This window comes from Mycobacterium sp. NGS26 (assembly GCF_059813025.1).
The window spans coordinates 629,559-644,864 of record NZ_JCALDU010000002.1 but is presented as its reverse complement, the minus strand read 5'-3'; the positions used below and the strand labels follow the sequence as shown (position 1 = coordinate 644,864).

The window sequence follows — 15,306 nt, the reverse complement described above, 5'->3', positions numbered from 1 at the left end:
GGTGTCAGTGCGTGGCCGGTGAAATCAATAGTCCCGCTTGGTTCGAGACATCGATGCGACTGGTCCATGCGATCGAACGGATCGGTTAGTCTCGTGTGATGATTTGGTTCGGCCTGCGCGGTAGGGCTGAGCGGTGCCGGAGCTAACACGCCGGGGACGGCGCCGGGCATCGAAAGGTCGTGGGCGGCCGGACAATCGGCTCGCGATCTTGGACCATGCCTTGTTCGCGCAGCATCGGGCCATCGGTCGACAGGTGGTCGTTCAGGTCGTCTGGGTTTATGGGCATGCCATCGACCTCGATGGGCTGCGGGCCTTCAACCACAATCTCCGGTACGGATTGTTAGGACGGCGCATCGAACGTTCACGGATGCCGTTCGCCCGGTTCCGCTGGGTCTCCGACTGCGGGCCGGCGGATATCGAGATCGCCGGATCCGCGCGTCCGCGCGCCGAACTCAGCGACTGGGCCGACGAGCAGGCACAGCAGCCCACCGATCCCGAACGCGGCCCCGGCTGGCACATCGGCGTCCTTCCGCTCACGGACGGCTCGACCGCGATCAGCCTGGTGGTTTCCCATTACCTGGTGGACGGCTTCGGGCTCACACTTGCGATCGCCGACGCGGTCCTACGCCCGTACACGAACGACCTCGGCTACCCGCCCGCGCGATCACGCACTCGACTTCGCGCGATGATCCAGGACGCCCGCGAAACGGCGCAAGACGTGCCCGAGGCCGCCCGAGCGCTGGTGGCGGCGGCAAAGCTGGCCCGTCGCCAGCGCCGCGAAAACGCCGAAAAACCCGCATCGCGACCCGTCGCGCCCAGCGGAAGCGACGGCGACGGCGACGAGGTGGTCGTCGTGCCGGTCATCACGGTCCACATCGACGTGGATGCGTGGGACGCCTGCGCCAAGGCGCTTGGCGGAACGAGCGAAACGCTGCTCGCCGGACTGGCCGCGAAGCTCGGGGAGCGCCTGGGGCGCCGGCGCGACAGTGACGGCGCCGTCACCTTGCAGCTACCCATGAGCGACCGCACCGAGGGCGATTCGCGCGCGATCGCGGTGACTTATGCAAGCCTCAGTGTCGACCCGACCGAGGTGACGACGGATCTGCGCGAGCTCCGCGCCGCCATCAAGCAGGCGCTGAAAACTCTTCGGGAGACACCGGACGACGATGAGCGGCAGCTCTTGTGGCTGGCCCCGTTCACGCCCAAGCGGGCGATGAAACGGCTGGCCGATAATGCGCTCGACGACCCGGATCGCCCGGTGTTCTGTTCGAATCTCCGCGACCTCGGCGCGCTGGTGTACGTCCTCGCCCGTAACGACGACGACTACGCCACCATCACCGCCAACCTGCATCCCCTGCATCTGATTCGAGTGATCGGGCAAAACGTCACCCGAGGGTGGCTCGAACGAGCGGGCGGCCAATTGACTCTCCAGTCGTGGCGCATAGGCGACACGGTCGGCATCACCGTCGAGGCATATCAACCGGGCGCGGAGAACACCAAGGCCGCGTTGCGCGAGCTGGTTGCGCGCACGCTGGCCGAGTTCAAGCTGACCGGCGAGATCGACTGACGCGGCGCGCGGTTACGTATCCGAAGCCTTCTCCGCTGCCAGCCTTTCCAGCCTGTCGCGCAAACTCTTCGGCCTTATGTCGGGCCAGTTCTGTTCGATGTACTCAAGGCACGCAGCGCGGTCCGCTTCGCCGTAAACCACCCGCCAGCCGGCTGGAACATCTGCGAATGTCGGCCACAGGCTGTGTTGCTCCTCGTCGTTGACCAAGACGAAGAAACTGCCATTCTCGTCGTCGAACGGATTGACGCTCACCGATTCTCCATACCCTCCCAGTCGAGATGAGTGAAGCTTCGCCCAAACGGTAGTGCGGACCGGCGGGGCCCGTCCAGGCTTCCGCCAAACTCCTGGCGCCGCCCCCTCGATCGCGGCGGAGCGCAACCGGCGGCCGCGCCGCGATCTTCGTTAGCTGTCAGTCCCCTTCTTCGGCTTTCAGCGGTTCTCCTTGCCGGCTTCCCGCTTTGCTGACGGGGACGGAAGACGGGTGCCCTGCGGCCACGGCGCCGGTATGCAATACGATCCGGTATCACGTTGGCAACGAGCCGCTACGGACGTCGCCCACGTGATTTACTCATCGAGGGCGGCTCGTGTTCCCCGAGGCGCGGCACGGTTGAGGTGACCGCCGCACGAACAGGCTGCGGCGCCCACCACAATCGATGTAACGTCGACGCGGGTTACCACCGACTGATATGTGGGTGCATGTTCCGGCGGCTAACGTGATGCAGGGTATCGAAACTGGTGGGAAGGTGATTTCGGTGGTCGAACGCGGTGTGCGAGAATTCGCGCAGGCCCGGTCGGACGCCGCCGACACCGGTCCCCTCGACGTCAGCCCGGAACCTGGCCGTCGAACGGATTTTTTGCGGCGTGTTCGCCAGCCTCCACCCGAACCGCGAGCACGCGCCCGAAACACTCATCTAAATGGGGGGTTGGCGATTTTCAGAGTCCTCAAGCGGCTGTGGGTTCCGCTGGTCATCCTCGTCGTGGTTGTTGCCGGAGGCTTCACGGTGTCGCGGCTGCATGGCATCTTCGGCTCTGAGAAACAACTTTCGTATTCCGACACCCGGGGCCAAAACCCCAAGCCCTACAACGCCAAGCACCTCAGGTACGAGGTTTTCGGACCGCCAGGAACCGTGGCGCAGATCGCCTATTTCGACGTCAACGGTGAACCGCAGCGCATCAAGGCGGCGCCCTTGCCGTGGTCGTTGGAGTTCCAGCTCACCGCGGCGTCCGCGGTCGGAAACGTCATCGCGCAAGGCGATAGCGACAGCATTGGCTGCCGCATCTTGGTGGACGGCGTGGTCAAGACCGAGAAGGTATCGAACGAAGTGAGCGCATTCACCTTCTGCCTGCTGAAGGCCGCATGAGCGAACAACACCTCGACACCGTGCACACCCCGCCGTCGTTCGCGGCCCGGATGATTCATCGGTTTTCGATCCCGATCATTTTGGCGTGGGTGGCCTTCATCGTAATCCTGGGTATCGCCGTCCCCTCGTTGGAGCAGGTCGAGCGAACGCATTCGATAGCGCTGAACCTCAACGATGCGCCGGCGATGAAGGCGTCGATGCGGATGGCCGAGGATTTCAAGGAAAGCGATTCCGGCACCGGTTCCACGACGACGAGCACGGTGATGATCGTCTTGGAGGGGCAACAACCCCTCGGCGAGGACGCCCACAAGTACTACGACCGCTTGATTCGCCAATTGCGAGACGATCCGAAACATGTGGGATACATCCAGGATTTCTGGAGCGATCCACTCCTGACGGGCGCTGCGCAAAGCGGCGATGGTAAGGCCGCATACGCCCAACTAGCCCTGCACGGTGCCCCCGGCTCGGCCCTGGCGAACGAATCGGTCGAAGCCGTCCGATACATCACGGACCACACGCCGCCACCGCCGGGGGTCCGGGCGTATGTCACCGGCCCCGGGGCGTTCGTTTCCGATATGGGCAGCAGTGGCAACCGTACGGTCGTGATGATCACGCTGGTCAGCCTCGCGGTGATCTTCACCATGTTGCTTCTCGTCTACCGTTCGATCCTCGCCGTAATTCTGTTGCTGCTGATGGTCGGGGTCGAATTGCAGGTGGCCCGAGGGCTTGTCGCGTTGCTCGGCGATCACGGCCTCGTCGGTCTCAGTACCTTCGCCATCAATCTGCTGGTAGCACTTGTGATCGCGGCCGGAACCGACTACGGGATATTCTTCGTCGGGCGGTATCAAGAGGCACGGCAGGCCGGCGAGAGCCGGGAAGCGGCCTACTACACCACATATCACGGTGTGGCGAAGATTGTGTTGGCCTCGGGTGTGACTATCGCCGGGGCTCTTTTCTGCCTCAAGTTTGCCCGGCTGCCCCAGTTCCAATCTCTCGCCGTTCCTTCCGCGGTGGGCGTGCTCGTTGCGGTCGCGGTTGCGCTCACCCTCGTTCCGGCCGTCCTCCATGTGGGGAGCCGTTTCGGGCTGTTCGATCCCAAGCGGGTAATCCGATTACATGGGTGGCGGCGAATTGGCACGGCAATCGTCCGGTGGCCCGCTCCCATTCTGATCGTCACATTAGCGGTCACCCTTATCGGGCTGCTGACGCTGCCGGGATACAAACCCAGCTACAACGACATGAACTACATTCCCAAGAACATCCCCGCTTCCGTGGGTCTCGATGCTGCAAAACGGCATTTTGCCATTGCACGAATGTTATCGCCCGAAGTTCTGTTGGTAGAGGCCGATCACGATCTGCGCAATCCGGCAGATGCGTTGGTGCTGAACAAACTGGAAAAAGCCATCCTCGCGGTTCCCGGTATTGCCAGGGTGCAAGGCTTGACTCACCCCGAGGGAACCCCGCTCAAGCACACATCCATACCGTTTATGCTCAGCATGCAAAACACCGCGGGACAACAAATCATGCCATTCCAGCGGGCCCGCATGGATGATCTGCTCAAGCAGGCCAACGAGTTGGCGCAAACGATCAACATCATGGAGCACATGTATGACCTGATGCAACAGCTCGTCGCCGTGACTCATCATACGGTCATGGAAACCCATGACATACAGCAGATCACCAGCGAGCTGCGCGACCACCTTTCGGATTTCGAGGACTTCTTCAGGCCGATCCGAAGTTATTTCTATTGGGAAAAGCATTGCTATGATATTCCCCTCTGCTTTTCCTTGCGATCCATATTCGATTCACTCGACGGCGTCGACGAGCTCAACGACAAACTGAAGGATATGATCGTCGACCTCGATCACGTAGACGAGCTCATGCCGCAAATCGTCGTGCAGTTCCCCCCGATGATCGCGATCATGAAGAGCATGCACACCTCGCTCTTGACCATGCATAGCACCATGGCCGGAACGATGACCGCGATGGACGAGAGCAGCGCAAATTCGACAGCCATGGGGAAGGCTTTCGACGAGTCCAGGAACGACGATTCTTTCTTCATTGGCCCGGACGCGTTCAAGGATGCGGACTTCAAGCGAGTCATGAAACTTTTCCTGTCGCCGGACGGAAAGAGTGCCCGTTTGCTCATCACCCAAAAGGCTGACCCCGCGTCGCCCGAGGGTGTCGGACGGGTCGACGCGATAAAGAACGCGGCCGCGGAAGCGCTCAAGGGCACTCCCCTGGAAGGCGCCAAGATCTACCTCGCCGGCACCGCCGCGTTAACGAAAGACCTCGTCGACGGCTCGAAGTACGATCTCATGATCGCCGGCGTCGCCGCGGTCTGCCTCATTTTCATCATCATGCTGATCATGACGCGAAGTTTTGTCGCAGCGCTGGTCATCGTCGGCACGGTATTGCTCTCGCTGGGCGCATCCTTCGGGCTGTCCGTGCTGGTCTGGCAGAATCTGCTCGGCATCCAAATTCACTGGCTCGTGCTGGTGATGGCCGTGCTGGTGCTGCTGGCGGTGGGGTCTGACTACAACTTGTTGCTGGTCGCCCGGATGCAAGAAGAAGTAGGCGCCGGCATAAAGACCGGCATCATTCGGGCGATGGGCGGCACCGGCAAGGTTGTGACGAACGCCGGCCTGGTGTTCGCGTTCACCATGGGATCCATGATCGTCAGCGACCTGATCATCATCGGTCAGATCGGCACCACGATCGGCCTGGGCCTGCTGTTCGACACGCTGATCGTGCGGGCGTTCATGACGCCATCCGTCGCCGCGCTGCTGGGACGGTGGTTCTGGTGGCCGAAGAACGTGCGCTCCCGCCCTGCCAGCCTGTTACTTCGACCGACAGGACCCCGTCCACTGGTACGCGCGCTGCTGAAGCAGCCGCGGTAAGTGGCGGACTATCAACTTGAGCGCCCCATGAGCACCGAACACCAACCTCGGGCCCCATTCATCGCGCGGACGATCCGCAAGCTTGCGATTTTGATCATCCTGGCGTGGGCCGCCCTGACGTTGCTTGTGACATTTGGAGTCCCGTCGCTCGAGCACGTCGGGCGAGAGCATTCGGTACCGTTGGCTCCTCAGGACGCACCATCGGTGCAGGCCATGAAGCGCATCGGCCGGGACTTCAAGGAATCCGATTCGGACAGCTTGGCGATGATCGTCCTCGAGGGACAGCGGCCACTCGGCGACGATGCTCACGCCTACTACACCGACCTGGTTCACAAGCTCACCGCCGATCGGCGCCATGTCGAGCATGTGCAGGATCTATGGGGAGATCGACTTACGCAGGCGGGCGCCCAAAGCCCCGATGCCAAGGCCGCGTATGTCATCGTGAACCTCGCCGGCAACCAAGGTACGGCCCTCGGGGAGAGCTCCGTGGCCGCGGTTCGGAACATCATCGATCGGTCGTCGCCGCCGCCCGGCGTCCGGGCCTACGTCACCGGCCCGGCGGCGCTCATTTCGGACATGCAGGAGAGCGGTAACAGATCCATTCTGAAGATGACCGTAATCGGTGCCGTGATTATTTTTGCGGTATTGCTTTTTGTCTACCGCTCGGTCATAACCGTGATCCCGTTGGTGCTCACAGTTGGCCTCGAAGTATTTGCGGCCCGGGGATTTATCGCGTTTCTCGGCAATAACAATATCGTCGCCCTGTCCACGTTCGCCATCAACCTGCTGGTGGCCCTCGCGATGGCGGCCGGGACGGACTATGCGATCTTCTTCTTCGGCCGATATCAAGAGGCGCGCCAGGCCGGCGAGGAGAGAGAAACCGCCTACTACACCACCTACCGCGGGGTGGCTCCCGTCGTCCTGGGTTCCGGTCTGACGATCGCCGGGGCAATGTTGTGCTTGAGCTTCACCCGGATGCCCATATTCCAGACGATCGGTGTCCCGTGCGCGTTGGGAATGCTGCTTTCGGTCGCGATCGCACTGACGTTGGTTCCGGCGGTTCTTGCCGTCGGAAGTGGGTTCGGTCTCTTCGACCCCACGCGCACGATCGGGTTCGGTCGATGGCGCCGCGTCGGCACGGCGATTGTTCGCTGGCCCGCACCCATTCTCGCCGGGACGGTAGCCATCGCGCTGATCGGTCTGGTGACCCTGCCGGGCTACAAAACGAGTTACAACGACCGGTTGTACATACCCAAAGACGTTCCAGCCAATGCCGGGTACGCCGCCGCGGACCGTCACTTTTCCCAGTCCCGGATGATGCCCGAAATGCTGATGATCGAATCGAACCACGACCTGCGCAACCCGACGGATTTCATCACGCTGAATAAATTGGCCAAGGCGATATTCCGTGTTCCGGGCATTTCTCGGGTGCAGGGCATAACCCGGCCCGAGGGAACACCGATCGAGCATACCTCGATACCATTTCTGCTCAGCCTGCAGAACGCGGGCATGCTACAAAACATGCAGTACATAAAGCTTCGAACTGATGACATGCTCAAACAGGCCGACCTGATGAGCCAGCAAATCGCGATAATGAAGCACTTATACGCATTGCAGAAAGAAATCACCGAGACTACTCACCACACAATCGTCACCACGAAGGAAACGGCCGACGCCGTATATGAGCTAAGAAACCACCTCGCGGATTTCGAAGACTTCTACAGACCAGTTCGAAGTTACTTCTACTGGGAAAAGCACTGTTACGACATCCCGCTGTGCTGGGCCTTGCGATCAATTTTTGACACGCTCGACGGCGTCGACACGATAAGCGACAAATTGACCGAGGTCGTGCAGGACCTTAACAAGATGGACGTTTTGTTGCCGCAGTTGTTGGAGTCGTTCCCGACAATGATCGCGATAGCGGAGCACGCACGGACAATGCTCCTGACCATGCATAGCACCATGGCCGGGACCATGCACGCGGTGGACGAATCGACCGAGAACGCCACCGTCATGGGAGAAGCGTTCGACGCGGCCAAAAACGACGATTCCTTCTTCCTGCCCCCAGAGGTCTTCGAGAACCCGGACTTCAAGGAGGCGATGAACTCCTTCATCTCTCCCGACGGGAAAGCGGCTCGATTCATCATTTCGCATGTGGGCGATCCCGCGACGCCCGAGGGCGTGGCGCGTATCGGTCCCATAAAGAATGCGGCACAGGAGGCGCTCAAGAACACGCCCCTCGAGGGCTCCCCGATCTATGTCGCCGGCACCGCGTCGACATACAAGGATTTCCACGACGGGGCAAAATACGACCTGTACATCGCGGTAATCGGTGCGCTCTGCCTGATTTTCATCATCATGCTCGTGCTCACGCGAAGTTTTGTGGCCTCCTTGGTGATTGTGGGTACGGTGGCAGTTTCGTTGGGCGCATCGTTCGGGCTTTCGGTGCTGATCTGGCAGTACATACTCGGCATCAAATTGCACTGGATGGTGCTGCCGATGTCCGTGATCGTCCTGTTGGCGGTCGGGTCCGACTACAACCTGCTGCTGGTGTCCCGGATGAAAGAGGAGCTGGCCGGCGGCATCAAGACCGGGATCATCCGCGCGATGGGCGGCACCGGCAAGGTCGTGACGAACGCGGGCCTGGTGTTCGCGTTCACGATGGCCTCCATGGTGTTCAGCGACCTGCGAATCATCGGTCAGGTCGGAAGCACGATCGGCCTGGGCCTGCTGTTCGACACCTTGATCGTGCGTGCGTTCATGACGCCGTCCATTGCCGCGCTGCTCGGACGTTGGTTCTGGTGGCCGCAGCTGGTTCGTCCACGCCCGGCCAGTCGAATGCTTCGGTCCCTACCACCGCGCCCGGTGGTGCGGGCGCTGCTCGGGGAGAGGTTCGGCGGCGACGACACCGACACCAGCCCGATCCCGAGGCCTTCGATCCCGAGGTCGTAATCCCCAGGGTGGTAGGGGAACCGCAAATCAGCCCGCGACGGCCCCCGGCTCGCTGAACGGCGCGCCGAACTCGGTCACCGGCTGGAAACCGTGTTTGCGAGCCTTTGCGGCAGCCTGACGGATCAGCGCATAGATGCCCACGAACGCCGCATGATCGGTCATCACAAACGGTGTCAGCAGCCGGTTGTGCACCAACGAGAACGCCACCCCACTAGCGGGGTCGGTCCAGCCGAGCGACCCGCCCAACCCGACATGGCCGAAGCCCGGCATCACATTGCCAATGGGCAGGCTGTGGTAGCCGAGGTGGAAAGCCAACGGCACGAACAGGTTTCGGTCCAGCCGCAGGCTCTTTCGACCCGTGAGGCCGGCAACCAGCTCACGGGACAGGAAGCGTATGCCGTCGACCTCGCCGCCGTTGGCGATGGCGCCGTACATTCGTGCCAGCGCGCGGGCCGTGACCACCCCGTTGGCCGCCGGGAGCTCTCCGTCGAGCATGGCATTCTCACCCTTGACCGTGGCCATCATGCCCGGGAAGTACATGGACCGGAAACCGCCGGACAGCTCCATCGCGACCTTGCGCGTCACGTAGTTGACGACCGGAATGCTCACGATGTTCTGCGGCGCGATGATCTCGGCGACCCGCGTCGGCGCCCCCGCCGGCGGCCGCCCCAGGTACATGCCGTCGGTGCCCAAGGGCTCGGCGAGCTCCTCGCGGATCAGCGCCCGCATGCCCTTCCCGGTGACGGCCCGGCCCAGCCCGGACATCAGCCAGCCGAAGGTCAGCGCATGGTATGCCGATTTACCCAGCAGCCGCCCGGGCGCCGCCGCGGCCAGCCGCTCCTCCATGACGAGGTGGTCCAGCAGCTCTTCCTTGGTGGCCCCGCGCAGGCCCGACAGGCCGGCCTGGTGTCGCATCACCTGGCGCACGGTGAGATGGGCCTTGCCGTTTGCTGCAAACTCCGGCCAGTACTCGGCGACCGGCGCCTCGTAGTCGATCAATCCTCGGTCAGCAAGCCGGTGGATGACCGTGGCGGCCATTCCCTTGGTCGCCGAGAACACCATCGGGGCGGTGTCGGCCGACCATGGCCGGTGGCCTCCCCGGTCGGACCAGCCCGTCCACACGTCGACCACGGGCTGGCCATCGAGATACACCGCCAGGGCCCCGCCGCCGAACCGGCGCGCGGGAAACATGCTGGCGAAGCTGCGAACGACGCAACCGAATTGTGAGTCCGCCGCGCCGGACACACGATGACCTGCGTCAGGGTCATCGTGGACAGGGACCGCGCGGCGATCGACTCGGGACCCCATTGTCACAAGTCAAATTTACTTGGATTTCACATGCCCCATGGGCAAACAGTAATTAAGTTATCTTTCCGTTAGCCGGACGCGGCCTTCAGTATTTGCTGAGCCGCCAGCGCGGGGGTCAACTCCCCCTCCTTCACCTGGCGCTCCACCTCGGCGCGGATCTTGCGCACCGCGGGGTTGGACAGCAGCCGGTCCAGCACGGCGTCGCGCACCATCTGCCAGGTCCAGTCGACCTGCTGGGCCCGGCGCCGGGCCTCCAACTCTCCGGCGTCCGCGAGCACCTGACGATGGCGCTCGATCGTGTCCCACAGCTCCGTCTGCCCCGTCCCCTCCGCCGCGCTCATGGTGAGAACCGGTGGCCGCCAAAGCGTTTCACGCGGGTAAATCATTCTGATGGTGGCCGAGAGCTCCCGCGCCGCTATCCGGGCGTCGCCGACGTGCTCGCCGTCGGCCTTGTTCACCACGACGATGTCGGCCAGCTCCAGCACGCCCTTCTTGATGCCCTGCAGTTGATCGCCGGCGCGCGCCAGGGTCAACAACACGAACGTGTCGACCATGTTCGCCACCGCCACCTCGGACTGCCCGACTCCGACCGTTTCGATCAAAATCTTGTCGAAGCCGGCGGCTTCCAGCAGCACGATGGTCTCCCGGGTGGCCTTTGCCACCCCGCCCAGCGTGCCCGACGTCGGCGATGGCCGGACGTAGGCGTCGGGGTGCTGTGCCAGCCGGGCCATCCGCGTCTTGTCGCCGAGGATCGACCCGCCGGTGCGGGTGGACGAGGGGTCCACCGCCAACACGGCGACCCGGTGGCCCTGTTCGATCAGATGCATGCCGTACGACTCGATGGTCGTCGACTTCCCCACCCCGGGGACCCCCGTGATGCCCACGCGGTGCGCGTCACCGGTGTCCGGCTGCAGAGCCAGCAGCAGCTGCTGCGCCTGCTGGCGGTGATCGGCGCGGGTGGATTCCAGCAGCGTGATGGCCCGCGGCAGCGCCGCGCGATCGCCGCTGCGGATGGCAGCGGCTACCTCGTCGACGGTGTCGTTGTTGACGGGATCGGGTGCCATCTAGCTCAGGTCATACCCCAGCCGCTCGGCGAGCTTGTTGAGCAGGCCGATGGCGGCGTCGGCGATCACCGTGCCGGGCGGGAAGATGGCGGCGGCACCGGCAGCGTACAGCTCGTCGAAGTCGTCCGGCGGAATGACGCCGCCCACCACGATCATGATGTCGGGCCGGCCCACCTCGGCCAAGGCATCGCGAAGCGCCGGCACCAGCGTCAGGTGCCCGGCGGCCAGCGAGGACACCCCGATGACGTGCACGTCGTTGTCGGCGGCCTCGCGGGCCACCTCCTCGGGGGTGGAGAACAGCGATCCGACGTCGACGTCGAACCCGATGTCGGCGAACGCCGTCGCGATCACCTTTTGCCCGCGGTCGTGGCCGTCCTGGCCCATCTTGGCCACCAGAATTCGGGGCCGGCGCCCGTCGGCCTCGGCGAACTTCTCGACGAGCGCGCTCGCCTTGGAAAGCGGGGTGATGCTGTCACCTCCTCCGGCTCCGCCGGCCTCGTCCCGGTAGACGCCGGCGATGGTACGGATCTCGGCCTGGTGCCGCCCGTAGACCTTTTCCAGCGCGTCGGAGATCTCGCCCACGGTGGCCTTGGCCCGGGCCGCGTCGATGGCCAGCGCCAGCAGGTTATTGCCCAGCCCGTCGTCGCCGGCGCGACCGTGAGCCGCGGCGGCCCGGGACAGCTCCGCCAGGGCGGCGTCGACCGCCGACTGATCCCGGCTCGCCCGCAGCTCCTTCAGTTTGGCCAGCTGCTCGGCGCGGACCCGGCTGTTCTCGACCTTGAGCACCTCGATCTGCTGGTCCTCGTCGACCTGGTACTTGTTGACCCCGATCACCGGCTGGAGGCCCGAGTCGATGCGGGCCTGGGTGCGCGCGGCGGCCTCCTCGATGCGCAGCTTGGGGATGCCGTCGCTGATCGCCTGCGCCATGCCGCCGTGCTCGGCGATCTCGGCGATGTGGGCGCGGGCCCGCTGCGCGAGTCGATGGGTCAGCCACTCCACGTAATAGGAGCCGCCCCACGGGTCGATGGGTCTGGTGGTGCCCGACTCCTGCGCCAGGACCAGCTGGGTGTTGCGCGCGATCCGGGCCGAGAAGTCGGTGGGCAGCGCGAGTGCCTCGTCGAGCGCGTTGGTGTGCAGCGACTGGGTGTGGCCCTGCGTGGCGGCCATCGCCTCGATGCACGTGCGGGCGACGTTGTTGAACGGGTCCTGCGCGGTCAGCGACCAGCCTGAGGTCTGCGAATGTGTGCGCAGCGACAGCGATTTGGAGTTCTTCGCGCCGAACCCGGCGACCAGCTCGCTCCACAGCAGCCGGCCGGCCCGCAGCTTGGCGACCTCCATGAAGAAGTTCATCCCGATGCCCCAGAAGAAGGACAGCCGGGGCGCGAACTTGTCGATGTCGAGCCCGGCGTCCAGGCCCGCCTTGATGTAGTCGACGCCGTCGGCCAGGGTGTAGGCCAACTCCAAATCCGCTGTGGCCCCGGCCTCTTGGATGTGGTAGCCGGAGATCGAGATGGAGTTGAACTTCGGCATCTTGGCGCTGGTGTAGGCGAAGATGTCGGAGATGATCCGCATCGACGGCTTGGGCGGGTAGATGTAGGTGTTGCGGACCATGAACTCTTTGAGGATGTCGTTCTGGATGGTGCCGGCCAGCTTCTCCGGCGGCACCCCCTGCTCCTCGGCGGCCACCACGTACAGCGCCAGGATCGGCAGCACGGCGCCGTTCATCGTCATCGACACGCTCACCGCCGACAGGTCGATCCCGTCGAAGAGCTGCCGCATGTCGAGGATGGAATCGATTGCCACACCGGCCATTCCGACGTCGCCCTGGACCCGGGGGTGATCGGAGTCGTAACCGCGGTGGGTGGCCAGGTCGAAGGCCACCGACAGGCCCTTCTGGCCGGCGGCGAGGTTGCGACGGTAAAACGCGTTGGAATCCGCGGCGGTGGAGAACCCGGCGTATTGGCGGATCGTCCAGGGCTGGTTGACATACATCGTCGGGTACGGGCCGCGCACGAACGGCGGCTCGCCCGGGAAGCTGTTCAGTGGGTAGCCCTCGGCGGCCGCCGCGGCGCGGTCCGCGGCTATGTACACCGGTTTGACGTCAATGCCTTCGGGCGTGTGCCACGCGGTCCCTGCCGGGGCTTCGCTGGGCCCCCGCGGTGCGCGGTCACCGTGCAGCGGGATGTCGGAGAAGCTGCCGATCGCAGCGGTGCTCGTGGTCATTGCGGCTAGGCTCCCAATCGGGTGAGCAGGTTCGAAAGGGCTTCGACCGCATCGATTTTCGCGGTCAGGTACTCGTCGGGCCGGTGCTCGGCATCTTGCTCTGGCCCGGCCAGGTAGACGCGCTCCACGCCGGCGGCCCGGGCGGCCTCGACAACGCCGGCCGCCTCCTGCTGGTAGCGCTTGTCGGTGCCGCAGATGACGGCCACGGGCGACCCCGCATCGGCGACCGCCGCCGCGACCCCGGCGGCGTCGACCGGACCCGGGTTGACGGCCTCGATCCCGCCCGAGGCCAGCAGGTTCGCCGCGAACGTCGCCCGAGTGTTGTGCTCGGCCAGCGGGCCCAGCGGCAGCAGCAGCGCCCGCGGCCGCGATCCGGTGCGCGCCAGGTAGACGTCCGAGCGGTCGCGCAGCGCCTCGAACGCGGCGGCGTAACGCTGCAGGTTCCCCGCGGCGCGCGGTGGGACCGACGAATCCCCTTGCGGCAGCGCCGGTTCCGAGAGATTCGGGAATTCGTTGACCCCGGTGATCGCGGTGCGACGATGCGCGATGTCGTCGGCGCGTCGTGCGGCGACCTCGGCGATCTGCTCGGCGACGTAGCCGCGGGCTTCCGCGAACCCGCCGCGGGCCTCGATGGCCTGGAAACGCTCCCACGCCTGCTGGGCCAGCCGCTCGGTGAGGTCCTCGACGTACCACGAACCGCCGGCCGGGTCCAGCACCCGTCCGACGTGCGACTCCTCCAGCAGCAGCAGCTGGGTGTTGCGGGCGATGCGGCGCGCAAACCCGGCCGCCGTGCCCGGAAAGCCGCCGGGGATCGCGACGTCGAACGGGAAGGTCAATACGGTGTCGGCGCCACCGACGCCCGCGCCGAAGGCCGCCAGCGTGCAGCGCAGCATGTTCACCCACGGGTCGCGCTGGGTCATCATCGGCAGCGACGTCTCGGCGTGCAGCACGGCGGCGCCGCGGTCCGGGTGGCCGACGACCTCGGCGACCCGTGCCCACAGCTGCCGCGCGGCCCGCATCTTGGCGAGCGTCATGAACTGGTCGTCGTCGGCGGCCAGCCGGAAGCTGATCTGCCCGAGCGCCTCGTCGGCCGGCATGCCGGATTCGGCGAGCACCCGCAGGTAGGCCACGCCGGCCGCGATCACGCCGGCCAGCTCCCACGTCGCGTTGGCGCCCAGATTGTGGAACGCAGGTCCGTCGACGGTGATCGCTCGCACCCCGTGATCGCGGGCCGCCCGCGAGGCGACCGCAACGACCTCGTCGATCGCGGGCGCCGGACGGTCGCTCAGCGCCGCGGTCAGCGGGTCGGCGCCCAGGTCGACCGAGACGGTGGCCCGATCCTCGGGTTCCACGGCGGCGACCAGCGCCAGCATGACCTCACAGGCCGCCGGGTAGTCGGCACCCGCATCGAGGATCACCGGCGCCAGGTTCAGGTGCACGCCCGCGAGCAGGCCCTCGAGCCGATCCGCCGGCACGCCCGACTCCCCCACCCGGACCAGCAGCGCGCTGACGCCGTCGCCCAGCGCGGCGAGCGCCGCCGCGTTCGCGTCGTCGGCGGGCGTCCCGGCGGCGGGGACGACCTCGGCAACCTTCCAGCCGGACTGCACGTCGCGCAACCCGTCGCCGCCGCGCACGTAGGGCCACTCGCCCGGCAGCGGCGGCTCCGGCAGCTCGTCGAACACGGTGTAGAGGGGCCGGATGGCGAACCCGTCATAGGTCGGGGCGTCCAGCAGGTGCTCGGGCTCGTCGCCCAACTCCGCGGGGTCACGCCGGGTGCTCTTGGACAGCACACCGGCGACGGCGCTGCGCCAGCGCCCGCGAACCTGTTCCAGGTCGGCGAGCTCGGGTACGTCAATGGACACCGACTGCTCCTGTTTTCGCAGAAGAAAAGCCACTTAATAAGCAGGCTAATTGATCGCGCCCCCCGCAAA

Annotated in this window: 9 protein-coding genes; 4 read left to right on the top strand and 5 right to left on the bottom strand. The window is 65.0% G+C overall.

The features are described from left to right. Window positions 1-133 precede the first annotated feature (133 nt). The gene (locus AC5Y6X_RS09300) at window positions 134-1,567 is read left to right on the top strand and encodes a hypothetical protein (protein WP_499986023.1); all 1,434 of its coding nucleotides are present in this window, start codon (window positions 134-136) and stop codon (window positions 1,565-1,567) included. Between the two features lie 12 nt (window positions 1,568-1,579). On the opposite strand, the gene AC5Y6X_RS09295 is transcribed toward AC5Y6X_RS09300, so the two are convergent. After that, window positions 1,580-1,819 carry an MbtH family protein gene (locus AC5Y6X_RS09295; protein WP_499986022.1) on the bottom strand — a complete coding sequence of 80 codons (240 nt, stop codon included), beginning with the start codon at window positions 1,817-1,819 and terminating at the stop codon, window positions 1,580-1,582. A 671-nt stretch (window positions 1,820-2,490) separates the two neighbouring features. On the opposite strand from AC5Y6X_RS09295, the gene AC5Y6X_RS09290 reads away from it, so the two are divergent. Genes AC5Y6X_RS09290 through AC5Y6X_RS09280 form a run of 3 tightly spaced genes read left to right on the top strand, consistent with a single transcriptional unit; the run spans window position 2,491 to window position 8,780 of the window. Then, the gene (locus tag AC5Y6X_RS09290; RefSeq protein ID WP_499986486.1) at window positions 2,491-2,928 is read left to right on the top strand and encodes an MmpS family transport accessory protein; all 438 of its coding nucleotides are present in this window, start codon (window positions 2,491-2,493) and stop codon (window positions 2,926-2,928) included. Beyond that, the gene (locus AC5Y6X_RS09285) at window positions 2,925-5,828 is read left to right on the top strand and encodes an MMPL/RND family transporter (protein WP_499986020.1); all 2,904 of its coding nucleotides are present in this window, start codon (window positions 2,925-2,927) and stop codon (window positions 5,826-5,828) included. The genes AC5Y6X_RS09290 and AC5Y6X_RS09285 overlap by 4 nt, the downstream gene beginning before the upstream one ends. Before the next feature lie 27 nt (window positions 5,829-5,855). Then, complete coding sequence (locus AC5Y6X_RS09280) at window positions 5,856-8,780, top strand: MMPL/RND family transporter (RefSeq protein ID WP_499986485.1); 2,925 nt, start codon at window positions 5,856-5,858, stop codon at window positions 8,778-8,780. Between the two features lie 27 nt (window positions 8,781-8,807). Here AC5Y6X_RS09280 and lipL read toward each other — a convergent pair whose 3' ends face one another. From lipL to mutA, 4 genes are all read right to left on the bottom strand, one after another. Beyond that, entirely contained in the window at window positions 8,808-10,088 is a 1,281-nt protein-coding gene (gene lipL / locus AC5Y6X_RS09275) for an esterase/beta-lactamase LipL (protein ID WP_420715978.1), read from the bottom strand. A 68-nt stretch (window positions 10,089-10,156) separates the two neighbouring features. After that, a complete protein-coding gene (meaB, locus tag AC5Y6X_RS09270) occupies window positions 10,157-11,152 on the bottom strand; it encodes a methylmalonyl Co-A mutase-associated GTPase MeaB (RefSeq protein WP_324681399.1) in 996 nt (331 codons plus the stop codon). Then, a complete protein-coding gene (gene scpA / locus AC5Y6X_RS09265; protein WP_499986018.1) occupies window positions 11,153-13,375 on the bottom strand; it encodes a methylmalonyl-CoA mutase in 2,223 nt (740 codons plus the stop codon). A gap of 5 nt (window positions 13,376-13,380) precedes the next feature. Continuing rightward, window positions 13,381-15,237: a methylmalonyl-CoA mutase small subunit gene (mutA, locus tag AC5Y6X_RS09260; RefSeq protein ID WP_499986016.1), complete on the bottom strand. Its 1,857-nt coding sequence runs from the start codon at window positions 15,235-15,237 to the stop codon at window positions 13,381-13,383. Window positions 15,238-15,306 lie beyond the last annotated feature (69 nt).

Excerpts from the sequence above, each read along its gene's own strand:
- AC5Y6X_RS09285 (WP_499986020.1), top strand. The coding sequence starts at position 2,925 with ATGAGCGAACAACACCTCGACACCGTGCACACCCCGCCGTCGTTCGCG.
- AC5Y6X_RS09280 (WP_499986485.1), top strand. The coding sequence starts at position 5,856 with ATGAGCACCGAACACCAACCTCGGGCCCCATTCATCGCGCGGACGATC.
- lipL (WP_420715978.1), bottom strand. The coding sequence starts at position 10,088 with ATGGGGTCCCGAGTCGATCGCCGCGCGGTCCCTGTCCACGATGACCCT.
- meaB (WP_324681399.1), bottom strand. The coding sequence starts at position 11,152 with ATGGCACCCGATCCCGTCAACAACGACACCGTCGACGAGGTAGCCGCT.
- scpA (WP_499986018.1), bottom strand. The coding sequence starts at position 13,375 with ATGACCACGAGCACCGCTGCGATCGGCAGCTTCTCCGACATCCCGCTG.